Origin of the sequence: Streptomyces melanosporofaciens, assembly GCF_900105695.1 — a bacterium.
GTDB classification, from domain to species: domain Bacteria; phylum Actinomycetota; class Actinomycetes; order Streptomycetales; family Streptomycetaceae; genus Streptomyces; species Streptomyces antimycoticus.
The window spans coordinates 9746367-9772115 of the sequence record NZ_FNST01000002.1; the positions used below are offsets into that span (position 1 = coordinate 9746367).

Annotated in this window: 3 protein-coding genes and 1 pseudogene (1 of these 4 cut by a window edge); all 4 read right to left on the reverse strand. The window is 74.3% G+C overall.

Annotated elements, in window-relative coordinates:
• A complete protein-coding gene (locus tag BLV72_RS51315; protein WP_280143043.1) occupies positions 1–465 on the reverse strand; it encodes an MFS transporter in 465 nt (154 codons plus the stop codon).
• Entirely contained in the window at positions 465–1256 is a 792-nt protein-coding gene (locus BLV72_RS51320; RefSeq protein ID WP_280143044.1) for an MFS transporter, read from the reverse strand. The genes BLV72_RS51315 and BLV72_RS51320 overlap by 1 nt, the downstream gene beginning before the upstream one ends.
• Positions 1253–21358 (reverse strand): non-ribosomal peptide synthase/polyketide synthase, encoded by a 20106-nt coding sequence (locus BLV72_RS44115; RefSeq protein ID WP_244321308.1) that lies wholly within the window; start codon positions 21356–21358, stop codon positions 1253–1255. The genes BLV72_RS51320 and BLV72_RS44115 overlap by 4 nt, the downstream gene beginning before the upstream one ends.
• A pseudogene (locus BLV72_RS52380) lies at positions 21309–25749 on the reverse strand (non-ribosomal peptide synthetase) (it continues 14190 nt past the right edge of the window). The gene BLV72_RS44115 and the pseudogene BLV72_RS52380 overlap by 50 nt, the downstream one beginning before the upstream one ends.

A 25749-nucleotide genomic window follows, 5' to 3' on the forward strand; every position in this document is an offset into this window, starting at 1 on the left:
TCAGTCGGCTTGGGTCGGCCGCCCCTCCTCATGGCGCCGGGACAGCGTGCGCAGGGTCGGGCTGGCGGTGGCCAGGACGGCCGCGGCGGTCATCCCCGCCGCGCAGAGCAGGATCGCCCGGTCGCCCGGCATGACCTGGGCGAGCGATCCGCCCAGCGCGGGACCGGCCGCGCCCGCGGCACCACAGGCCAGCACGAGCGTGCTGGTGAGCCTGCCGCGCAGCTCGTCCGGGGTGCGCAGCAGCTGATCGGTCATGATCGCGGTGTTCGCCGTCGACGGGAACAGCGCCATCAGGGCGAACAGCACCCCGATGAGATAGCCGCTGTCCACCAGCACGGTGACCGGGGCGAACACGGCCAGGGCCCAGAACACCGCGACGATGGCGCCGTACGAACCCAGTCGCCGGTGCAGTACGGGCGCCACCAGTGCGCCGGCCACCCCGCCCACCCCGAGCATGGCCGCCATCACACCGACCTCCCCGGAGGGCACCCCCGGGACTCGGCTAGCACGATGACGACGAGGTAGAAGGCGCTGAAGAACAGATTGAGCACCACCGCGCACGCCACGGTGACCCGGATCCTGCGCTCCCGCCACACCCACCGCAGCCCGGCCAGCGCCTCACGGCCCAGCGGGCCAGCCCCGCCGGGGGGCCGCTCGCGCCGGGGCAGCCTGACGAAGAGCAGTGCGACGAAGGAGAGCGTATGCGTCACGGCGTCCACCAGGAAGGGGACGAACCGCCCCACGGCGAACAGGAATCCTCCGGTCGCGGTGCCCGCCAGCTGGCCCATCGAGGCACGTGCCGTGTTCATCGCCACGGCCGTGGGCAGATGGTCGTCCGCCACCAGGGCCGGCAGCGACGCGTTCTCCGCCGGTTCGAAGAGCGCCGCGCTCGCCCCGAACACCGCCGCCACCGCCACCATGTGCCAGACGGTGGCCGCACCGGCCCACACGGCGACCACCAGGCTGATCGCGGAGACCGCCTGGGCCGCCTCGCAGCCCAGCATGATGGCCTTGCGGTCGTAGCGGTCCACCAGGACACCCGCCGGAAGCCCCACCACCATCTGCGCGGCGGCGATGGTGCCCATGACCAGACCGGAGGCGGCGCCGGAGCCGGTGAGTGCGAGGACCAGCAGCGGAAACGCGATCACCGCCGCGTGGAAGCCGAACTCCGAGAGCGCCTGACTGCCCCACAGCAGTCGGTAGTCCCGGTTGCGCGAGAGGGGGACCGGCGGGGACACCGGCGGGGCCGCGGTCATACGGCGCTCCGGCAGTCCTCGGCGATCCGGCGCAGCGCCTCCGCGAAGTCCCCGGCCACCGCCTCCACGGTCGCCCTCTCGTGCACATCGGGGCGGTAGCGCCAGGTGAAGCCGAGCCGGCCGTCCTGCACCGCGCCCACCACCTCCAGCAGATGGGAACCGCCCTCGCGCGGGTCGTGGTCCTGGCCGAACGACCCGTGTTCGGCGTGCACCAGACCGCCCTGGGACCGCGCCGACCGGGCGTCCCACTGGCCCAGGTAGTTGAACACGATCTGTGGCCCGGTGCCGTCGCGGGACAGCCGCTCGCGCAGCTCCGGTGGGCCGAAGGCCCGCAGCGCCCCGAAGCCGAAGCCGTTGCCGGGGACGGTCCGCAGCCGCCGCCTGACCGACTTGACCAGACCGCGCCAGTCGGCCGGCCCGCCCTCGGGGATCTCCGGCAGCTCGAAGGAGACCGGGTACATGGTGGTGAACCAGCCCACCGTGCGGGAGAGATCGACCCCGTCCAGGATGTCCTCGCGCCCATGGCCCTCCAGCTCCACGGAGACCCGCTCCTGGCCTGTCCAGCGGGACAGCGCCAGTGCGAGGGCGGCGAGCAGCACATCGTTGATCCGGGTGCGATAGGCGGTGGGCGCCGAGCGCAGCAGCGCCTCGGTGTCCCGCTCACCGAGCTCGACCGGCACCGTACGGATCTCGGCCCCCGGCGCGGCCACCTGATGGTCGACCGGCAGTGGCCGGGCGTCGAGCGCCCCGCACCAGTGGTCGGTCTCATGGTCCAGGGCGCCGCCCGCGACATGCTCGGCGAGCCCCCTCGCCCAGTCGCGGAAGGCGGTGGTCCTGGAGCCGAGGTCCACCGGTTCGCCCCGCGCGCCCTGCTGATAGGCGATGTCCAGATCGTCCAGCAGGATCCGCCAGGACACCCCGTCGATGACCAGATGGTGCGCGGTCAGGAAGAGGAACGGCCGCCGGTCCGCGCCGAAGCGGAACAGCGCGGCCTTCAGCAGCGGCCCCCGGCCGAGGTCGAAGTCCGCGTGGAGCGCGTCGGCCGCCTTCTCCATCGCCGCGTCCGCCTCCCGCGCCGGGAGACCGGACAGGTCGTGGCGGTCCAGGACGTCGATCCCGGCCTCCGGTTCGGGGACGTGGCTCCGCCACTCGCCGCCGTCCTCGGTGAACCGGGTGCGCAGCGCGTCATGGTGGACCAGGAGCGCGGCCAGCGCCCCCTCCAGCGCCTTCTCGTCCGGTTCCTGGTGCAGCTCCAGCAGGGTGGACTGGTTGAAGTGGCGTGGATTCACGGTGTGGGTGGCGAAGAACCAGCGCTGGATCGGGGTGAGCGGAAGCGTCCCGGTCACCGGCGCCGCGGGGCCCTCGTCCCGTTCGGCCGTGGCCACGGTGGCGAGCGCGGCCACCGACTGATGGGCGAACAGATCCTTGGTGGTCAGCCGGAGCCCGGCCTGGCGGGCGCGGGAGACCACCTGGATGCTGAGGATGGAATCCCCGCCGAGGTCGAAGAAGTTGTCCTCCACGCCCACCCGTTCCAGACCGAGCACATCCGCCCAGATGTCCGCGATCCGGCGCTCCATCGGGGTGCGTGGGGCGACATGGCCCCCACCGGAGGTGACGGGTGCCGGGTCCGGATCGGGCAGCGCCCGCCGGTCGACCTTGCCGTGGGCGGTGAGCGGAAGGGCGTCCAGGGTGGCGAACGCCGACGGCACCATATGGGAGGGAAGGGTCCGCCCCAGGGCGTCGCGCAGCGAGGCGGCGGTCGGCGAGGCGCCCGGCGCCGGGACGACATAGCCCACCAGGCGCTTCCCACCGGAGGGCTGCTCCGGCGTCGGGGCGGTCTCCCGTACGGCGACCACCGCTTCCCGCACCTCCGGACTGCGCCGTAGCGCGCTCTCCACCTCGCCGAGTTCGATCCGGAAGCCCCGCACCTTGACCTGGTCGTCGGCCCGGCCCAGGAACCTCAGCTCACCGTCGCCGCTCCACCGCACCACATCGCCGGTGCGGTACATCCGGCCGCCCGCGGGGCCGAACGGATCGGCCACGAACCGTGCGGCGGTCAGCCCCGGGTGGCCCAGATAGCCGCGCGCCAGACCCACGCCCGCCACATACAGCTCCCCGGCCACGCCCACCGGCACCGGGCGCAGCGCCTCGTCCAGTACATAGACCCGGGTGTTCGGGATCGGCCGGCCGATCGGTGGCGCCCCCGACCCCGTCGTGAGCGGCCCGGACCAGGTGCTCACCACCGTGGCCTCCGTCGGGCCGTAGGAGTTGACCAGGCGGCGGCCCGGTGCCCAGCGGTCCACCAGCTCGGCGGAGCAGGCGTCACCGCCGACGATCAGGGTCTTGAGATCCGGCAGCCCCGCCCGCCATGCCGCCTCCGGCACGGTGGCCAGCGCGGCCGGGGGGATCAGCGCATGGGTGATCCGCTGCCCGCCGAGCACCTCGGCCAGCCGCTCGCCCAGCAGCGGGCCCTCGTCACCGATCACCAGCGCCGCGCCACGGGGCAGCGAGACGCACAGTTCCAGGACGGCGGCGTCGAAGCTGGGGGAGGAGAACTGCAGCACACGGTCCCCGGTCCGCACGTCGTAGTGCGCGGCCGCGGCCGCCGAGAAACTGGCCAGCCCCGCATGGGTGACCACGACCGCCTTGGGCACCCCGGTGGATCCGGAGGTGTAGATGACATACGCCGGATGGTCCGGCGTCAGGCCACGGCCGGGCGGTGGCCCGGCGGGACCCTCCTCGGCCCATACCGAGGCCGCGTCGTCGAGCACCACCGAGGGCGCGGCGTCCCGCAGCATGAACGCCACCCGCTCCTCGGGATAGCCGGGGTCGACCGGCAGGAACGCACCGCCCGCCTTCGCCACTGCCAGCTGCGCCACCAGCATCTCCACCGAGCGCGGCAGCACCAGCGCCACCAGGCGCTCCGGCCCCACACCCTGGCCGATCAGCCGGTGCGCCAGCCGGTTCGCGGCCGTCTCCAGCTCGGCGAAGGTGAGATCGCCCTTCCCGTACCGCACGGCCGTGGCGTCCGGGGAGACGGCCGCCTGCCGCTCGAACAGCTCGCGCAGCGTGGCCCGGTCCACCTCCCGCCGGGTGTCGTTCCACTCGATCAGGGTGCGCCGCAGCTCGGCGGGGGTGGTCAGCGGCAGCGCGCCCACCGGCCGCCGCGGATCCTCGGCGATCCCGGTGAGCAGCGCCCGCAGGGCCGCGCCCATCCGCTCCACGGTCGAGGCGTCGAACAGATCGGTGCCGTAGCCGATCAGCCCGCGCAGCACGCCTCCCTCGGCCTCGGCGAACTCGAAGGTGAGGTCGAAGGCGGCGGTGTCGGTCTCCAGCTCCACGTCCGCCAGCTCCAGACCGGGCAGCTCCAGCGCCCGACCCGGGGCGTTCTGCAGCACCACCATCGCCTGGAACAGCGGGGTCCGGCTGGTGTCCCGAACCGGCCGCACCTCGTCCACCACCCGCTCGAACGGCACCGCCTGATGGGCGAACGCGTCCAGGACGGTGCCGCGCACCTCGGCCAGGAAGTCCCCGAACCGGGCCCGCGGATCGACCGTGGAGCGCAGCACCAGGGTGTTGACGAAGAAGCCGATCAGCCGCTCCACCTCGGGGCGCTCCCGCCCCGAGGTGACGGTGCCCACGGCGATGTCCCGCCCGCCCGACAGCCGGGCCAGCAGGATCTGGGACGCCGCCACCAGCGTCATGAACAGGGTGGCCCCCCGCGTGTGCCCGAACTCCTTGAGGCGCAGGCTCACCTCGGCGGGCACCGTGAACTCCACGGTCGCGCCGTTCTTCGTCCGCACCGCGGGCCGGGGCCGGTCGGTGGGCAGCTCCAGCGGCGGCACCCCGCCCAACTGGCGTGTCCAGTACGCCAGTTCCTCATCCGCGCGGGGAGCGGTGAGCTCGGTGCGCTGCCAGGCGGCGAAGTCCGCGTAGTGCACCGGCAGCGGGGGCAGCGCCGCGGGCTCACCGCTCAGCGCCGCCCGGTACAGCTCCCGCAGATCGCCGGTGAGCACACCGGTGGACCAGCCGTCGGTGATGATGTGATGCAGCGTCAGGCTCAGCACATGCTCCTGGACGCCGAGCCGGATCAGCCCGGTCCGCAGCAGCGGTCCGCGCCGCAGATCGAACGGGCGCGCCCGTTCGTACGCCAGCAGCTCCACCAGCTCCGCCTCCCGACCGTCGGCGGGGAGGTGGGACAGGTCGTACGGCTCGAGCCGGATCTCCCAGGGGTCGTGCACGATCTGCACGCCACGGCCGTCCACCGCGTCGAAGGTGGTCCGCAGCGACTCATGCCGGGCCACCAGCGCGGTCAACGCCGCACCGAGCGCGTCCACATCGAGGGCACCGCGCATCCGCAGCGCCAGCGGGGTGATGTACTCGGCGCTGTCCGGTGCGAAGGAGTCCAGGAACCACAGACGTTGCTGCGGATACGACAGCGGCAGCTCGCCGTCCCGGGCCACCGGTGTGATCGGGGCGGGCCGGTCCCCGGTGCGGCCGTCCGCGCCACCGAGCGCCTCGGCCAGGGCGGCGACGGTCGGATGGGTGAACACCAGGCGGGGCGAGGGCTCCACCCCGAGCACCTCCCGCAGCCGTGAGGTGAGCCGGATGGAGAGGATCGAGTCGCCGCCGAGCTCGAAGAAGTTGTCCCCGGCGCCGACCCGTTCCACCGCCAGCACCTCGGCCCACACCGCCGCCACGGCCTGTTCGGTCCCCTCGCGCGGTGCGCGGTAGGGCGTGCGGCGGATGTCCGGGCCCGGGGCGGGCAGTGCCGCGCGGTCCAGCTTCCCGGTGGCGCCGAGCGGCAGCGCCTCCAACGGGACGACGGCGGACGGCACCATGTAGTCCGGCAGCCGCTCCGCCGCGTACGCCCGCAGCCGCTCTCCGTCCACCGCGGCGGCGCCACCGGCCACCACATAGGCCACCAGCCGTTTCCCGCCGGGCCCGCCGCTGCGGGCGACCACGGCGACGTCCGCCACCTCCGGATGCCCGGCCAGCACCCCCTCCACCTCGCCCGGTTCGATCCGGAAGCCACGGACCTTGACCTGGTCATCCGCGCGGCCGAGGAATTCCACCGTGCCGTCCGGCCGCCGGCGCGCCAGATCGCCGGTGCGGTACATCCGCTCCCCGGCGGGCCCGTACGGATCGGCGAGGAACGCCGCGGCGGTCGGACCGGGACGGCCGAGGTAGCCACGCGCCACCCCTTCCCCGGCGATGAAAAGCTCCCCGACCACCCCCGGCGGCACGATCCGCAGCCGCGCATCCAGGACGTGGACCCGCATGTTGTCCAGCGGCCGGCCGATCGGCACCACCTCGGGCACCTCGTCGGCGCGGGACATCGGGAAGGCCGTGGCGAAGGTCGTCGTCTCGGTCGGCCCGTACCCGTCCACCACGGTCAGCCCGGGGCAGCGCTCCAGCACCCGGCGCACCGAGGCCGCGGGCACCACATCGCCACCCGTCCACACCTCGCGCAGCCCCGCGAAGCAGTCCGGCGCGTCCTGCGCCAGCAGCCGGAACAGCCCGGCGGTCAGCCACAGTCCGGTGATCCGCTGCCCGGCCACCAGCCGGCGCACCGCCGCCGCGTCCAGCTCGCCCGATGTCACCACCACCCGGCCACCGCCCAGCAGCGGCACCCACATCTCGTAGGTGGCGGCGTCGAACGCCACCAGCGAATGCAGCGGCACCCGCTCGTGGCCGCCACCGGCGAAGGCACGGTCGAGGGCGAGCGCCGCCACATCGCGATGGCGCACCCCCACGGCCTTGGGCACACCGGTCGACCCGGAGGTGAACATCACATACGCCAACTGGTCCCGGTGCACCGGCACCACCTGCGCCATCGGCTCGCCCTCCCGCGCGGCGGCCACCTCCTCCGGCGTCAGCACGACCACGGCGCCCGCCTGGTCCAGCAGCGTCCGCCGCCGATCGCCCGGAGCGCGGACGTCCACCGGGACGTACACCCCACCGGCCCTGACCACCGCCAGCTGGGCCACGACCAGCTCCACCGACCGGTCCATGAGCAGCGCCACCCGATCCTCCGGCCGCACCCCGGACCGCACCAGGTGACCCGCCAACCGGCCCGACCAGTCGTCGAGTTGGGCATAGCTGAGCGAAGTGGCGCCGTCGGTAACGGCCACGGCGTCCGGAGCACGGCGGACCCGCTCGGCGAACAACCCGGCCAGCGAGTCCTTTGGCAGCGGCCGGGCGGTGGCGTTCCACTCGCCCATCGCCCGGAGGCGCTCCGACGCCGTCAGCAGCGGCAGCTCGTCCAGCGACCGTCCGGCGCCGTCCGCGATCCCGGTCAGCAGCGTCCGAAGATGGGCCGCCGCCCGCTCCACCGTGGCCGCGTCGAACAGCGCCGGATCGTAGGCGATGTCGAAGCCCAGCCGGTCGCCGAGATAGGCGCGCAGACACAGCGGGAAACTGGTGGCGTCCTCGGCCCGCACCTCCCGGACACGAATCCCGGCACCGGCCGCCGACGCCTCGTCGAAGGGGTAGTTCTCGAACACCACCATGCTGTCGAAGAGCGCCTCACCGGCCGGAAGCGCGCTGAGGGCCTGGATCCGGGGGAGGGCGACGAAGTCGAATCGGCGCGACTCGCTCTGCTGCGCCTGAAGTTCCCGCAGCCACTCCACGACCTCACGGCCGCCCTCGGCCACGGCCCGGGTGGGGACCGTGTTGATGAACATGCCGACCATCGTCTCCACGCCCGGAAGCCCCTCCGGACGGCCCGAGACGGTGGTGCCGAACACCACATCGCGCTCACCGCCGTACCGCGTCAGCAGCAGCGCCCACGCCCCCTGCACCACCGTGTTGACCGTCAGCCCGCCGCCGCGCGCCGTCTCCCGCAGCCGGGCGGACACCTCCTCGGTCAGCTCCAGCCGGGTCAGCGCGGTCGAGGTGGTGCGATGCGCCTCCCGGGGCGGCCGGTCGTACGGCAGCGGCGTGCGGGCGCCGAACCCCGCCAGCACCCCGCGCCAGTGGTGCTCCGCCCGCTCCTGGTCCTGCCCGCGCAGCCAGCGCAGGAAGTCCCGGAAGGGCCGGCGCGCGGTCGGCCGCGGTGTGCGCCCGGCGACGAGGGCCGCGTAGGTCTCGCACACCTCGGCGAAGATCTGCCCGGTGCTCCAGCCGTCCAGCATCAGATGGTGCGAGGTCCACACCAGCATGACCTCGTCATCGGGCAGTCCGGCCACCGCGATCCGGCTCAGCGGGGCGGAGGTGAGCTCCATCCCGGCGGCGCGGTCCTCGGCCAGCAGCCGGCCCAGCGCCTCCTCCCGCGCGGACGGCGTCAGCCCCCGCCAGTCCAGCCGGGTGGTGGGCAACTCGGCTTGGCGGTGGACGAGCTGGACGGGCTCGGCGAGCCCCTCCCAGCGGACGGAGCTGCGCAGCACCGGCGTACGGTCCACCACCCGCTGCCACGCGGCCGCGAAGGCGTCCGGGTCGGCGATCCCGCCGATCCGGATCGCGATCTGGTCGAAGTAGGCGCCACCGGTGGCACCGCTGTCCACGAGCCCATGGAAGAGCATGCCGGCCTGGAGCGGGGTCAGCGGATAGACGTCCTCCACCGCGCCGCCGTCACCGGCGACCAGGTCCACCTGGCGCTGGTCGAGCCGGGCGAGCGGGAAGTCGGACGGTGTGCGCCCGCCCGCGCCGGGCTCCGCGCAGTGCGCGACGATCTCCTTCAGCGCGGCCAGACAGTCGTCCGCGAGCCGCCGCACGGTCGCCTCGTCGTACCTCCGGGCCGGATAGCTCCAGCCCAGCTCCAGACGGCCGTCCTGGACCGCGCCGGTGACCTCCAGCAGACATGGGCGGGTCTCCCCGGGCGGGGCGTCCTGGCCGGTCACGGGGAGAGCGGCGCGGTAGAGACCGGGGGCCGCGCCGCCGTCGTCCGCCACCACCTCCCACTGGCCGTGGTAGTTGAACACGATCTGCGGCGACGCGTGGCCCCGCAGCTCCCCGGCCGGGGAGCCTTCGGGGGCCAGATGGCGCAGCGCGCCGTAGCCGAGCCCGTGGTGCGGGACGGCGCGGAGCTGTTCCTTGACGGACCGGAGGATGTCGCGCCACCCCGCCTCGGCGTCGACGGCCAGCGCGAGCGGGTATTCGGAGGTGAACCAGCCGACCGTACGGGAGAGATCCAGGTCCTCGAAGAGATCCTCGCGGCCGTGTCCCTCCACGCCGATCAGCACCGTGTCCCCACCGGTCCAGCGCGCGAGCGCCCGGCCGAGCGCGCCCAGCAGCACATCGTTGATCCGCGTCCGGTAGACACCGGGGACCTGACGCAGCAGCGCCGCGGTCTCGGCCCGGCCGAGGACCGTGGTCACCGTGGCCGCCGTCTCATGGGTGTTCGGGCCCTCGCGGTCGACGGGGAGCGCGGCGGGCCCGGAGCGCGCCACGCCCGTCCAGTACGCCAGATCGCCGTCGAGCCCGCCGGAGCGCACGTGTTCCGCCAGCCGGGCCGCCCACCGCGTGAAGGCGCTGCTCGCCGGGGGCAGAGTGGCCGGGCCACCGGCGGCGGCGCGGCGGTAGGCGGTCTCCAGGTCGCCGAGCAGCACCCGCCAGGAGACGCCGTCCACCACCAGATGGTGGGCGGTGAGCAGCAGCTCGGGCGGCCGCCCGGGGCCGAAGGTGAACAGCAGGACCCGCAGTACGGCCCCCTCGGTGATGTCCAGCCCCGCCTGCGCCGCGACCGTGGCCTCCTGTACGGCGGCGGCGCGTGCCGCCTCGTCCAGTCCGGACAGGTCGTGCCGCTCCAGGACACCGTCGGGGGCGGCGGGAAGGACCTCCTGCCGCCACTGTCCGTCGACGGCCAGGAAGCGGGTGCGCAGCGCCGCGTGCTGCGCCACCAGGGCGTCCACCGCCTGCCGCAGGGCGGCCTCGTCGAGGTCGCCGGTGAGCTCCAGCCGGTGGCTCATGGTGAAGTGGTGTCGCTCGCCGGGCCGCCGCCCGTCCAGATACCAGTGCTGGATCGGGGTCAGCGGCGCCGGTCCGGCCACCGCCCCGGCGGGCTCGGGAAGCGGCTGCCGCCGGGCGGTCTCGACGCTCAACCCGAGCTCGGCGACGGTCTGGTGGCGGAAGACGTCCTTGGAGGTGAGGGTCAGCCCGGCCCGGCGGGCGCGGGAGACGATCTGGATGCTGAGGATCGAATCGCCGCCCAGGGCGAAGAAGTTGTCCTCCACACCCACCCGGGGGACGCCCAGCACCTCGGCCCAGACGCCCGCCAGCACCGTCTCGGCAGGGGTGCGGGGCGCCACATACGGCGAGCCCTGCTCCGGCCGGTCGGGGGGAGCGGGCAGCGCGCGCCGGTCGACCTTGCCGCTGTCGGTGCGGGGCATCCGCTCCAGCGTCACGAAGGCGGCCGGGACCATGTAGTCGGGCAGGGTGCGCTTGAGCAGGGCGCGCAACTCCACCGGATCGGGAGCATCGACGGCCGGAGCGGGCGAAACGTCGGCCTCATCGGGCGCTACGGCGGCCGGGGCGGGGGAGTCGGCGGGACCGGCGGGCACCAGATAGGCCACCAGCCGCCGGTGGCCGGTGTCCTCGCGGGCCACCACCACCGCCTCCTGGAGCGCCGGATGGTCCAGCAGCGCGGCCTCGATCTCCCCGGGCTCGATCCGCAACCCACGGATCTTGAGCTGCTCGTCGGCGCGGCCGAGGAACTCCAGCGCCCCGTCCGCCGTCCAGCGCGCCCGGTCGCCGGTGCGGTACATCCGGCTGCCGGGAGGGCCGTTCGGATCGGCGACGAAATGCCTCGCGGTGAGCCCGGGGCGGCGCAGATAGCCGCGGGCGACCTGGGCCCCGGCCAGATGGAGCTCACCGGGGACACCGGGCGGCACCGGCCGCAGCGCGCCGTCCAGGACGTACGCCCGCAGATTGCGGCCGGGCCGTCCGATGAGCGGGCGCTCGCCGAGACCGGCCAGGTCGCCGTAGACCGCGTCCACGGTGCATTCGGTGGGCCCGTAGAAGTTGTACGCCGCCACGCCCGGCACCGCTCGCAGCTCCCGCCACAGCGCCGTCCCGAGGGCCTCCCCGCCCACCATGACGATCCGGGGGTGGTGGCGCCCCTGGGCGAACAGCCCGGCCGCCATCAGCTCATGGAGGTACGACGGGGTGAGGTCGACGAAGTCCACGCCACGGGCGTCGATCAGCGCCACGAGGGCGGCCGGGTCGAGCCGTACCGCGTCGTCGACCAGATGCACCTCCTGGCCCGCGGCCAGGAACACCGCGCCCTCCCAGGACGTGTCGAAGGTGAACGCGGCGGTCAGCGCCGCGCGCAGCGGACGGCCCGCCTCGGCCTGATGCGGTGCGATGAGCTCGGCCGCGTGGTCGAGGCAGAGGTTGACCAGCTGTCGGTGCTCGACGGCGACGCCCTTGGGGCGGCCAGTGGACCCCGAGGTGTAGGTGATGTACGCGGTGTGCCCGGGGAGCAGCGGGGACAGCCGGTCGGCGTCGGTGGGATCGGTGTCCGGCAGCCCGTCCAGGGGCGCGTCCCGCAGGACCTCGGGGGTGAGGACGACCTCGGGTGCGGCGTCCCGCAGCAGGAATCGCGCGCGCTCGGCAGGCAATTCGGGGTCGACGTACAGATGCGTACCGCCCGACTTGAGGACGGCGAGCAGGGCCACCAGCAGATCGGCGGTGCGCGGAAGGCTGACCGCGACCACCTTCTCCGGGCCCACGCCGAGGGCGATCAGATGGTGGGCCAGCCGGTTGGCGCGGGCACCCAGCCCAGCGAAGTCGTAGGTGGCGTCGGAGGCCACCAGCGCGGTGGCGCCCGGGGTGCGGGCGGCCTGCTCCTCGAAGAGGCGGGGGAAGGTGGTGTCCGCCACCGCGAGCGCGGTGTCGTTCCACTCCTCCAGCACGGTCCGCCGCTCCTCGGCGGTCAGCAGCGGCAGTTCGCCCACCCGCAGCCCCGGGTCCTCGGCCACCGCTTCCAGCAGCAGCCGCAGATGGCGGGTCATCCGCTCCACGGTGGCCGCGTCGAACAGATCGGTGTTGTACTCCACGAAACCGGTCAGGGCGCCGAGGTGCTCCACGAAGTCGAAGCCCAGATCGAAACCGGCGGTCCGGCCCGGGACCCGGACGGCCTCCACGGTGAGACCCGGCAGATCCGGCACCTCGGCGCCCAGATTGTGCAGCGCCACCATGACCTGGAAGAGCGGGGTGCGGCTGGTGTCCCGCTCCGGCTGGAGCGCGTCCACGATCCGCTCGAACGGCACGTCCTGGTGGGCGAAGGCGTCCAGCACGGTGCCCCGCACCCGGCTGAGCAGCTCCTGGAACGACCGGTCGGCGTCCACCCGGGTGCGCAGCACCAGCGTGTTCACGAACATCCCGACCAGATGCTCCAGTTCGGGGCGCTCCCGTCCCGAGGTCACGGTGCCCACCGCGATGTCCTGCCGGCCCGACCAGCGGGCGAGCAGCACCTGGCAGGTGGCGAGGAGCGTCATGAAGAGGGTGGCGTCGCCGCGCCGCCCGGCCGCGCGCAGACGCTCCACAAGGTCGGCGGGCAGGGTGAACTCCAGTAGTGCCCCGCGTCTGGTCTGCACGGCCGGCCGCGGACGGTCGGTCGGCAGCTCCAGCGGCTCCAGGTCGGCCAGCCGCGCCCGCCAGTACTCCAGCTGCGGCTCCACCGCCGCCGCGCCGCCGAGCGGATCGCGCTGCCACGCCGCGTAGTCGGCGTAACCCAGCGGCAGCGGGGCGAGCGCGGGCGGGCGTGCCATGACCGCCGCGCCGTACAGCTCGCTCAGATCGGCGCCGATGACAGCGGTGGACCAGCCGTCCGTGACGATGTGGTGCATCGTCAGGGTGAGCACGTGTTCCTCGTCGTCCAGCCGGATCAGGGACGCCCGCAGCAGCGGCCCGGTGCGCAGATCGAAGGGGGTGGCGCCCTCCCGCTCCAGCAGCCGCGCCAGCTCCCGCTCGCGGTCGGCCGCGGGACGGTCCGTGAGGTCGCACGAGGGCAGTGCCACCGGGTACGGGTCGTGCACCCGCTGCACCCCGCGGCCGTCCACCTCGGCGAAGGTGGTGCGCAGCGGCTCGTGCCGGGCCACCAGACCGTCCAGGGCGGTGTGCAGGGCGGCGGTGTCCAGACGGCCGCGCAGCCGCAGCGCGAACGGTGTCACATACTCGGTACCGCCGTCGTCAAAGGAGTCCAGGAACCACAGACGCGCCTGCGCGAAGGACAGCGGCAGTTCCCCGTCCCGTGGCACGGCCGGGATGATGGCCGCACTCCCGCCCTCCGTGGACGCGGTCAGCGCGGCGGCGAGCTCGGCCACGGTGGTGTGGGTGAACAGCGCGCGCGGGGTGACGTCCGCGCCGAAGGCCGTCCGCAGCCGGGAAGCCACCCGGATGGCCAGGATCGAATCGCCGCCCAGGGCGAAGAAGTCGTCGCTCGCCCGGGCCTCCTCGACCGGGAGGACCTCGGCCCACACCCGCGCCACCGTACGCTCGGCCTCGGTGCGCGGGGCGATCCGTTCGGCGCTCGCCGCGAAGCCGTCCGGGCCGGGCGCGGGCAGCGCGCCCCGGTCCAGCTTGCCGTTGACGGTCAGCGGCAGCGCGTCCAGCGGCATGAACGCCGCCGGAATCATCTGTGCGGGCAGCGACCGCTGGAGGAACTCCCGCAGCTCGGCGGCGTCCGGTGGCGCGGCCGCACCGGCGGCCACCACATAGGCCACCAGCCGCCGCACCCCGGGCTGGTCCTCCCGCGCGGTCACCACCGCGTCGCCGACCCGCGGATGGGCGGCCAGCGCGGCCTCGATCTCCCCGGGCTCGATCCGGAATCCGCGGATCTTCACCTGGTCGTCGGCGCGGCCCAGATACTCCAGCTCCCCGTCCGCGGTCCACCGGGCCCGGTCGCCGGTGCGGTACATCCGGCTCCCCGCGGGCCCGTACGGATCGGCCACGAAACGGGACGCGGTCAGCCCCGGGCGGCGCAGATAGCCCCGGGCGAGCCCGGCCCCCGCCACAAACAGTTCGCCGACCGCCCCGGGCGGCACCGGCCGAAGACCCTCGTCCAGCACATACACCCGCAGATCGGGGATGCCGGTGCCGATGGCGCTTCCGGTGGCCGCCGCGACGGACGCGGTGGCGCGGTCGAGTGGGGCGTAGGTGACATGCACGGTGGTCTCGGTGATCCCGTACATGTTGACCAGCACCGGCGCGGTGTCCGGATGCCGCGCGTACCAGCCCGCCAGCCGCCGCGTGTCGAGCGCCTCACCGCCGAACACCACCCGGCGCAGGGCGAGCCGGGCCCCGGGGTTCTCCTCGTCCGCGCGCATCAGCCCCTGGAAGGCGGACGGCGTCTGGCTGAGCACCGTCACCCGCTCGTCCACCAGCAGCCGCAGGAATTCCTCCGGGGAGCGGGAGACGGCGTACGGCACGACCACGAGCCGGCCGCCGTGCAGCAGCGGCCCCCAGATCTCCCACACGGAGAAGTCGAAGGCGTAACTGTGGAACAGCGTCCACACATCGCTCGCGTCGAACGAGAACCACGCATGGGTCCGGGAGAACAGCCGGACCACATTGGCGTGCGGGATCACCACCCCCTTGGGCACGCCCGTGGACCCGGAGGTGTAGATGGCGTAGGCGGGGCTGTCCGGCAGCGGCCCCGAACCGGCCGGGACGGCGGCGGGCCGGCGCTCCAGATCGGCGATCAGGGCGGGGTCGTCCAGGCACAGCCGGGCCACGCCGGTGACGGCGTCGTCCTCCTCGTCGAGCCGTGCCTGCCGGGCCGTGGTGGTCAGCAGGACGACCGGTGCGGCGTCGGCGAGCATCCGGGCGATCCGGCCGGACGGCTGGTCCGGGTCGAGCGGCAGATAGGCCGCCCCCGTCTTCAGCACCGCCACGATCGCCACGATCATCTCCGGCGAACGGGGCAGCGCCAGCGCCACATACCGCTCCCGCCCGGCACCCTCGGTGATCAGCCGATGCGCCAACCGGCTCGCCCGCGCGTCGAGTTCGGCGTACGACAGCGATTCCCCGGCGCACGAGACGGCGATGGCCCCGGGGGTACGGGCGGCCTGCTCCTCGAACAACTCCACCAAGGTCCGCTCCGGTGTCGCCGGGGCCGCGCCGCCGCCCCACTCCACCAGAATCCGCCGGCGCTCCCCGCCGGTGGTCCACGGCAGCGCCCGCAGCGGACGGTCGGTGTCCGCCGCGATCGCCGTGAGCAGCAGGCACAGCCGGTCGGCGAGCGCGGCCGCGGTCCGGGCGTCGAACAGCCCCGGGTCATAGCCGAGGTCGAAGCCCAGCCGGTCGGAGAGATGCGCCCGCAGACTCAGCCCGAAGTTGGTCGCGTCGACGGATTGCACCTCGAGGATCCGCAGCCCCGCCTCGCGCGCCGAGGAGTCGTCGAAGGGATAGTTCTCGAAGGCCACCATGGAGTCGAAGAGCGGGGTCCCGGCCGGCAGCTCGCTCCAGCCCGACACCTGCGCCAGCGAGACGGATTCATGGCGCCGGGACGCGGACTGCGCCATCTGGAGCTCCCGCAGCCAGTCACCGGTGTTCCGGGCGGCGTCCACCCGGACCCGGGTCGGCAGGGTGTTGATGAACATCCCCACCATCGACTCGACCCCGGCCAGCTCCGCCGGACGGCCCGAGACGGTGGTGCCGAAGACCACGTCCTGCACACCGCCGTACCGGGACAGCAGCAGCGCCCAGGCGCCCTGCACGATCGTGTTGACGGTCAGGCCGCCGCCGCGGGCCGTACGGCGCAGCTCCTCCGACACCTCGGGGGTGAGCGCCACCGCCACTGTCGCCGAGGAGCGGGCCCGGTGGGACTCCACGGCCACCTGGTCGCGGGGGAGCGGGGTCGGCGCGGTGAAGCCCGCGAGCAGGTCCCGCCAGTGGCGTTCGGCCTCCTGACCGTCCTGCCCGTCCAGCCACTGCAGATAGTCGCGGAACGGCCGGCGGGCCGGGAGCGCCGGGGCATGGCCCCGGGCGGCCGCGGTGTACCGCTCGCACACCTCGGTGAACACCTGCGCCAGGCTCCAGCCGTCCAGGACGAGATGGTGCGAGGTCCAGATCAGCGCCACGCGGGCGTCGGTCAGCCGGACGAGGGCCAGCCGCATCAGCGGTGGCGCGGCCAGATCGATGCCCAGGGCCAGGTCCTCGGCGCGGAACCGCTCCAGCTCGGCCTCGCGCCGCTCATCGGACAGCCCGCGCCAGTCCAGATGGGTCACGGGCACCTCGGCCCGGTGGCGGACGATCTGCAGCGGCCGTGCCACGCCCTCCCAGACGACGCCACTGCGGAGCACCGGCGTGCGGTCCACCGTCTCCTGCCAGGCTCGGGCGAACGCCTCCGGGTCGCGCACCCCCTCCAGGGTCAGCACGGCCTGGTCGAGGTAGACGTCCTCCGCGCCGCCGACCAGCCGGTGGAAGAGCATGCCCTCCTGAAGCGGGGTCAGCGGATAGACGTCCTCGATCTCCCGTCCGTCGCCCACCAGCCGGTCGACGGCGGCCTGGTCCAGCCGGGCCAGGGGGAAGTCGGAGGGCGTCCGGCCGCCCGCGCCCGGTCCGTCGCAGTGCGCCACGATCTCCCGCAGCGCCGTGAGCATGCCGTCCGCGAGCCGCCGCACCGTGGCCGCGTCGTGGACCAGGTCGGAGAAGAGCCAGGTCAGCTCCAGCTCACCGTCCGCCACCACCGCGGACACATCGAGCGGATACACCGAGGGCTCGTCGGCGGCCAGATCCCGCCCCAGGCTCTCCCCGGTGAGCGTGAACGCGCCACCGTCCCCGCCCGAGCCCCACTGGCCGTGGTAGTTGAAGCAGATGCCCGGCAGCGGCGCGTCGGCGAGCGCCCGCGCGGGGGAGTCCGGGGCGCTCAGATACGCCAGTGCCTCATGGCTCAGCCCCCGGCGCGGCAGCGCGCGCAGCTGCTCCTTCACCGACCTCAGCACCGCGCCCCAGCCGCCCGCGGGCAGCGTCAGCGCCACCGGGTACTGCGTGGTGAACCAGCCCACGGTCCGGGACAGCTCGACGGCCCCGTCCAGCTCCTCCCGGCCGTGGCCCTCCATGGCCACCAGCACCCGGTCCTCGCCCGTCCAGCCGGCGAGCACCCGCCCCAGCGCGCTGAGGAGCACATCGTTGATCTGCGTCCGGTACACCCCGGGCACCCGGCGCAACAGCCCGTCGGTGACCTCGCGGTCGAGCGTCACCCGCACGGTGCGGGTGGACCCGGCCGTGGCCGTGCCCGGGCGATCCACCGGAAGGTCCGCGCCGCCCGCCTCCCGTACGTCCTCCCAGTACGCCAGATCGCCGTCCAGCAGCCCCTCCCGCACCTGCTCGCCCAGCCGGTGGGCCCAGGTGGTGAAGGCGGTGGAGGCGGGCTCCAGGCGCACCGGCTCCCCGGCGGCGGCCTGCCGGTAGGCGCTCTCCAGATCGCCCAGCAGAATGCGCCACGAGACGCTGTCCACGGCGAGATGGTGTGCGGTGAGGAACAGCCGCGGCCGGGCCCCCGCCCCGCGCCGGAGCAGGGCACCCCGCAGCAACGCCCCCGTGGTCAGGTCGAGTTCGGCGCGGGCGGCCTCCGCGGCCGCCTCGGCGGCGGCCGTCTCCTCGGCCTCGTCGAGCCCGGCCAGATCGTGGTGGCGCAGCAGCGGCCCACCCGTCGCGCCGTCCGCGAACTGGCGCCACCCGCCGTCGTCGCCTTGGACGAACCGGGTGCGCAGGGCCGGGTGGTGCGCGACCACGGCGTCCAGCGCGGCCTCCAGCGCGCCCTCGTCCAGGTCGGGCGGCAGATCGAGGACCATCGACATGGTGAAGTGGCGCAGCGGGCCATGGGTGGCGAAGAACCAGTGCTGGATCGGCGTGAGCGGCGCCGGACCCGCCGCGTCCGCCCGCTCCTCCTCGGCGCCTCCGGGCGCGCTGCGCGGCGTCACGGCGGCGGCCAGCTCGGCGATGGTCTGGTGCAGGAAGACATCCCGCGAGGTGAGCGCCAGTCCGGCCTGGCGGGCGCGGGAGACGATCTGGATGCTGAGGATCGAATCGCCGCCCAGCTCGAAGAAGTTGTCGCTCACCCCCACCGTCCGGGCGCCCAGCACCTCGGCCCAGATCCGGGCGAGCTCCCGCTCGGTTTCGGTGCGCGGGGCCGTGGCGGTCCCCTCCGGACGGTCCGCGTCGGGCCGCGGGGCGGGCAGCGCCCGGCGGTCCAGCTTGCCGCTGGAGTTGAGCGGCATGGCGTCGAGGGCGACGAACGCACCGGGGACCATATGGCCGGGCAGGGTGCGCCCGAGGGCCGCGCGCAGATCGGCGGAGGCGGGCGGCTCACCGCCCGGGGCGGGCACGTAGTAGGCGGCCAGCCGGGTGTGGCCGCGGTCGTCGGTCACCGCGACGACCGCCGCCTCGGCGACGGCCGGCAGATCGAGCAACGCCGCCTCGATCTCGCCCGGTTCGATCCGGTGGCCCCGGATCTTCACCTGGTCGTCCGCGCGGCCGAGGCAGTCCAGCTCCCCCTCCGCGGTCCACCGGGCCAGGTCGCCGGTGCGGTACATCCGGCTCCCGGCGGGCCCGTACGGGTCGGCCACGAAGCGGGACGCGGTCAGCCCCGGACGGCCCCGGTACCCCCGGGCCACCTGCGCACCGGCCAGATACAGCTCACCCGCCACCCCCACCGGCACCGGCCGGAGCCGGGAGTCGAGCACATAGGCGCGCAGATTGCCCAGTGGCCGGCCCACCACCGGCCGCCCGGCACCGCCGATCCGGGCGGCGAGCGCGTCGATGGTGCACTCGGTCGGACCGTAGAAGTTGTACGCCGTCGTGCCAGGGGCGTCCGCGAGCCGCCGCCACAGCGACGGGCCGAGGGCCTCGCCACCCAGCATCAGCACCCGCGGGCGGTGCCGGGGGTGGTCCAGCAGCCCCGCCGGCAGAAGCTGCCGCAGATAGGAGGGGGTGAGGTCGAGGAAGTCGATACGGTGCTCGGCGATGCGCGCCACCAGCGCGGCCGGATCGAGCCGGGTTGCCTCGTCGATGATGTGCAGCTCATGGCCGTCCGCCAGCAGGAGCAGCCCCTCCAGCGAGGTGTCGAAGGAGAACGACGCCGTCAGCGCCGCGCGCAGCGGCCCGCCGCCCGCCTCCGCCACAAAGCCCTGCCGGTGGCTCACCAGCAGATTGACCATCGACCGGTGCTCCACGGCCACCCCCTTGGGGCGGCCGGTGGAGCCGGAGGTGTAGAGGACGTAGGCGGCGCTGTCGGGGTGGAGTGCGGCGGTCCGGTCCGCGGCCGTGGGATCGGCCGTCGGCAGTGTGGCGGGGACGGCGCGCAGGGCGGCCTCGTCGAGCACCAGCGCCGGTTCGGCGTCGGCCAGGAGGAACGCGAGGCGCTCGGCGGGGAGTTGTGGGTCGAGGGGCAGATAGACCCCGCCCGCCTTGAGCACCCCCAGGATCGCCACGACCATGTCGGAGGTCCGCGGCAGCTTCACCCCGACCACGCGCTCTGGTCCCACACCCTGGGCGATCAGATGGTGCGCCAGCCGGTTGGCGGCCGCGTTCAGCCCCGCGAAGTCGTAGCTGGCGTCGGAGGCCACCAGCGCCGTCGCCTCCGGCGTACGGGCCGCCTGCGCCTCGAACATCGCCGGGAAGGTGGCCGGTGCGACCGCGAGCGCGGGGCCGCGCCCGGCGGCCGTCATCCGCCGCCGCTCGCCGTCCGTGATCAGGGGCAGCTCCCGCACCGGCCGGTCCGGTTCGGCGGCCATCCCGTCGAGCAGCACCAGCAGATGGCCCGCCATCCGCTCGGCGGTCGCCGTGTCGAACAGCTCGGTGCTGTACTCCAGCAGCCCCCGCAGCTCCTCCCCGTCCTCGACGAACTCGACGCTGAGGTCGAAGGTGGCCGATTGCCGGGGCACCTCCACGCTCGTCGCGGCCGGCCCGGACAGCCGGGGCGCGCTTCGCGGGGCGCTGTGCAGCAGCACCATCACATCGAACAGCGGATTGCGGCCCGCCTCCCGGCGCGCCCCCACGGCCTCCACCAGCCGCTGGTACGGCGTCTCGTCATGGGCGAAGGCGTCCAGCACCGTGGCCCCGGCGTCGGCCAGCAGCTCACGGTAGGAACGGCCCGTGTCCACCGCGGAGCGCAGCACCACCGTATTGACGAAGAAGCCGACGGCTCGCTCCAGATCGGTGCGGCCACGGCCGGAGGTGACGGTGCCGATGGCGATGTCGTCCTGCCCGGACCAGCGGGCGAACAGCCCCTGGCAGGCGGCGACCAGCGCCGTGAACAGCGTGGTCCGCTCCCGTGCGGCAAGCGCGCGCAGCCGGTCCGCGGTGCCGCGGTCCACGGTGAACTCATGGATCGCCCCCGCCGAGGTGGGCGCCGGAGGCCGGGGCCGGTCGGTGGGCAGCTCCAGCGGGACGATGCCGTCCAGCCGCCCCTTCCAGTAGTCGAGCTGCCGGTCCAGGGCGGCCCCCGCGAGCCGTTCCCGCTGCCACACGGCGAAGTCGGGATACTGCACCGGCACCGAAGGCAGCGGCTCCGCGGCGTACAGCGCGCACAGCTCGTCCCGCAGCACCCCCATCGACCAGCCGTCGGTGACGATGTGATGGGCCGTGAGCAGCAGCACGTGCTCGTCCTCGGCCAGGCGGATCAGCAGCGCCCGCAGCGGCGGGCCGGTCCGCAGATCGAACGGCCGGGCGTAGTCGGCCAGGAGGAGTTGGTCCAGCGCCCCCGGCTCCCGGTCCGCGCCGGTGAGGTCGGCCACCGGCAGGGGGACGGGCGCGGCCGGGTGCACCGCCTGGGCGGGTCGGCCGTCGATGTCGTCGAACGTGGTCCGCAGCGCCTCATGGCGCTCCACCAGGGCATCCAGCGTGCCGGAGAGCGCCGCCACGTCCAGGGCGCCGGTCAGCCGCAGTGCCAGCGCGCTGTTGTACCCCGCCTCCTCCGGCTGGAGGGTGTGCAGAAACCAGAGCCGTTCCTGGGCGAAGGACAGTGGCAGCGGCCGCGCGCGGTCCGCGCGGGGATGGCGTCGGCGCGCCCGGCCTTGCCCGCGAGGCGACGGCGAAGGGCCTCCCGCAGCTCCTCGGGCAGCGCGGAAGCGCGATCGTTCCTCGAAGACGTCATGTCGTCCTTCCTCACCGGTCGTCGTGGTCGCTGCCGCCGGAAGCGGCGTCTTCGAGTTCACGCAGGATGTGCTCCTCGACCAGGTCGGCGAGGGCGGAGACGGTGCGCGCGGTCAGAATGTCCCGCGGGGTCAGGTCGACGGCGAACGCCTCCTTGGCGCGGGAGGCGATCAGCAGGCTGCGAACCGAGTCACCGCCGAGGGCGAAGAACTCGTCCTCCGCGCCGACCGGCGCCACCCCCAGCACCTCCGACCAGATCTCCGCGATGACCTCCTCGGTGGGGGTGCGCGGGGCGATATGGCCGGCCGGTGCGGCGGCGGCGGTGGTGCCGGGGCCGGGAGCGGGCAGTGCCGCGCGGTCGGTCTTGCCGTTCTCGGTGAGCGGCAGCCGGTCCAGCACGGCGAACGCCGACGGGACCATCGGGCCGGGAAGCGTCCGGCCCAGATGGGTGCGCAGCTCGGGTTCGGCCGGGGCGGCGGCCCCGGGCGCGAGGACCAGATGGGCCACCAGCCGACGCACACCGGGCTCGTCCTCCCGCACCGTCACCACGGCCTCCGCGACGGCGGGGTGGCCGCACAGGGCGGTCTCCACCTCTCCGGCCTCGATGCGATGGCCGTGCAGCTTGAGCTGGTGGTCGACGCGGCCCAGATGGTGGAGGCGGCCCCGGGCGTCGTAGCGGGCGAGGTCGCCGGTGCGGTACATCCGGGAGCCGGGCGGCCCGAAGGGGTCGGCGAGGAAGCGGGAGGCGGTCAGCCCGGCGCGGCCCAGATAGCCGCGGGCGAGCGAGGGACCGCTGACCCACAGCTCGCCGGGCACACCCACCGGCACCGGGCGCAGCCGCGCGTCGAGCAGCTGGACCCGGGTGTTGGGGATGGGCCGCCCGATCGGCGGCGGGGCGCCGTTGGCGTCGAGCGGCTCGGACCAGGTGGCCACGACGGTGGTCTCGGTGGGCCCGTACGCGTTGATCATGCGGTGGAACGGCGCCCATCGGGCGGCCGGTTCCGCCCCGCAGGCGTCCCCTCCCACGATCAGTGTCCGCAGGTCGGGCAGCTCCCGCTCGGTGCCGGCGGGCAGTGTCGCGAGCGCGGCGGGCGGGATGAGGGTGTGCGTGATCCGCTGCCGCCGCAGGATCTCCGCGAGATGGCCGCCCAGCAGGGGGCCGGGCTCGGGCACCACCAGGGCGGCCCCGGAGGGCAGCGCCATGCACAGCTCCAGCACGGAGGCGTCGAAGCCGGGCGAGGAGAACTGCAGCACGCGGTCGCCCGGCCGCACCTGGAAGTGCTCGGCCTCGGCGGCGGCGAACCCGGCGATCCCGCGGTGGGTGACGACCACTCCCTTGGGGGTTCCGGTGGACCCGGAGGTGTAGATCACATAGGCGGGGTCGTCCGGGTGGACGGCGCCGAGGCGGTCCTCGTCCCCGGGGCGGTGTGCCGGGCCGTCCGGGGCCCGGACCTCGGCGGCCCGCTCGATCACGAGATGCGGGGCGGAGTCCTTGAGCATCAACTCGATGCGCTCGGCCGGGTAGTCGGGATCGATGGGCAGATAGGCGCCCCCGGCCTTGGCCACCGCGAGCCGGGCGACGACGGACTCCACCGACCGGGGCAGCACCAGCGCGACGATCCGCCCCGGGCCCACGCCCTGCCCGATGAGGTGGTGGGCGAGGCGGTTGGCCCGGCCGTCCAGCTCCGCGTAGGTCAGCCGCAGGCGCAGGGAGTCCACCGCCACCGCGTCCGGGTCGCGGTCCGCCGCCGCCTCGAACAGCTCGGCCCACGTCGACTCGGGCACCTGCCGGGCGGTGTCGTTCCAGTCCACCAGCAGCCGGTGGCGCTCGGCGGCCGGGAGGACGTCGATGTGGTCCAGCGGCAGCTCGTCGGGGGCCGCGGCCAGCGCGCCGAGGAGATGGGTGAGCCGGTCCGCCAGCGCCTCGGCGGTGGCCTCCTCGAACAGCCGCGGATCGTAGCCGAGTTCCACCGACAGTTCGGATCCGGGCGAGACCACCACGGTCAGCGCGTAGTTGGTGGACTCCAGGGCGTGCAGATCGCGCACCCGCAGTCCGTGCTCGGCCGCGGCGGCGCTGTTGATGGGGTAGTTCTCGAACACCACCAGGCTCTCGAAGAGGTTCACCCCGGCCGGGAGTTCGCTCCAGCCCCGCAGCTCGGACAGCGGCACATGGCCGAAGCCGCGCGCGTCCGCCTGCTCGGCCTGCAGCTCCCGCAGCCAGGCGGCGGCCCCGGTGGCGCCCGGCACCGCGCACCGCACCGGGAGGGTGTTGATGAAGATGCCGGTGATGTCGTCCGCGCCGGGCAGCTCCCCCGGCCGCCCGGAGACCGTCGTCCCGAAGCAGACGTCCGATTCGCCGCTCAAGCGGGATACGAGCAACGCCCAAGCGCCCTGGACGACCGTATTCATGGTGAGCCGGTGCCGCCGGGCGAAGTCCTGGAGGGCGGCGGTGTCCTGCTCACCGAGTCGCTGCGACAGCCAGTGCGAGGACCGGGTCGCGATCTCCGGCGTCGGCCTGCGGTCATAGGGGAGGGGAGTGGGGGCGGTGAATCCCTCCAGGGCCTGCCGCCAGTGCGCGTGCGCGCGCGTGTGGTCCTGACGGCCGAGCCAGGCGACATAGTCCGCGAACGGCCTGCGGGCTTGCAGCCTCGGCTGCTCACCGGCGGCCAGGGCGGCATGGGCGGCGAAGACATCGCCGAGCACCTGGAAGACGCTCCAACCGTCCAGCAGCACATGGTGGAAGGTCCACAGCACCCGCACCTCACCGGGTGAGAGCCGGGCCAGGGTGACGCGCAGCAGCGGGGCCGCGCCGAGATCGATCCCACGGGCGCGGTCCTGATCCAGCAGCCGCTCCAGCGCGGCCGTGCGCTCGTCCTCCGTGAGGCCGGTCCAGTCGAGTTCCTCGACCGGTACGACCGCGGTGCGGCGCACGACCATCAGGGGCTCGGCCACATCGTGCACCACCACCTCGCCGCGCAGCACCGGGGTGCGGTCCACGACATGCTGCCAGGCGGCGGCCAGCACCCCAAAGTCGGCGACCCCGTCGAGGACGAACGTCGCCTGCTCCAGATAGAGCCCTTGGTCCCGCTGGGCCAGTGCGTGGAAGAGCAGCCCGGACTGGGTCGGGGTCAGCGGATGGATATCGGCCACGTCCCGGCCGTCGCCCGCCAGCCGGTCGACGGTCGCCTGGTCCAGCGCGGCCAGCGGGAAGTCCGAGGGCGTGCGCCCGCCCGTGTCGGGGCGGGTGCACAGCCGCACGATGGCGCGCAGCTCGTCCACCATCTCCTCGGCGAGCCGGTGGACGGTGGCGCGCCGGTGCCGCGACCGGGAGTAGGACCAGCTGAGTTCGAGCCGGCGGTCCGCCACCCGGCCGATCACATCGAGGAGATGCGGCCGGTCCGCCTCGGGGCTCATATCGCCCTCCAGCCCACCGGTCAGGGCGTGCAGCAGACCATCCGCCGCGGGCGGCTCCCAGTCCTGCTGCCCGAGGTAGTTGAAGCTGATCTCCGGGGCGGCGGGGAGGCCGGCGGTGGCCGCGCCGGACAGATGGCGCAGCGCGCCGTAGCCCAGGCCGTTTCCGGGGATCGCGCGCAGCCGCTCCTTGACGGCCTTGAGCGTCCGCTCCAGCCCCCAGTCGGCGGGTGTCTCCAGCGTGACGGGGTACATGCTGGTGAACCAGCCGACCGTACGGGACAGATCGACGCCTTCGAAGATCTCCTCCCGGCCGTGCCCCTCCAGGGCCACCGCCACCCGGTCCCGGCCGGTCCAGCGGGCCAGCACCCGGCCCAGGGCGCAGAGCAGGACGTCATTGACCCGGGTCCGGTACGCGCCCGGCACCTCCTGGAGCAGCAGACGGGTCTCCTCGGCGCCGAGCCGGACGGTCACCTCCTCCTCGGAGGCCGCGGTGTTGGGGCCTTCGCCGTCCGTGGGCAGGTCGGTGCAGCCGTGGGCGGCCGCCCAGTGGTCGCGTTCCGCGTCGAAGCCCCCGGCGGCCGCGTGCTCGCTCAGGCGCCGTGCCCAGGTGCGGAACGACGTGGTCTTGGCGCCCGGCTCCACCGTCCGGCCCGCGGCGATCTGCCGGTAGGCGGTGTCCAGGTCCTCCAGCACGATGCGCCAGGAGACGGCGTCGACCACCAGATGGTGGGCCGTCAGCAGCAGGACGGGCCGCTCCCCCTCGCCCCGGTTGAACAGCGCCGCGTGCAGCAGCGGCCCCCGGGCCAGGTCGAACCCGGCTCGTATCCGCGCTGCCGTCTCCCGCATCACCGCGTCCCGCCGCCCCGGCTCCAAGGAGGACAGATCGTGGAGGTCCAGCATCGGCCGGCCCTCCGGCGGGGCGTTGTGCTGGCGTACGGCGCCGTCCTCGGTGCGCTCGAAGCGCAGCCGCAGGGCGTCATGGTGGGTCACCACCGTGGACAGGGCGGCCCGCAGCGCGTGCTCGTCCACCGGCGCGGTC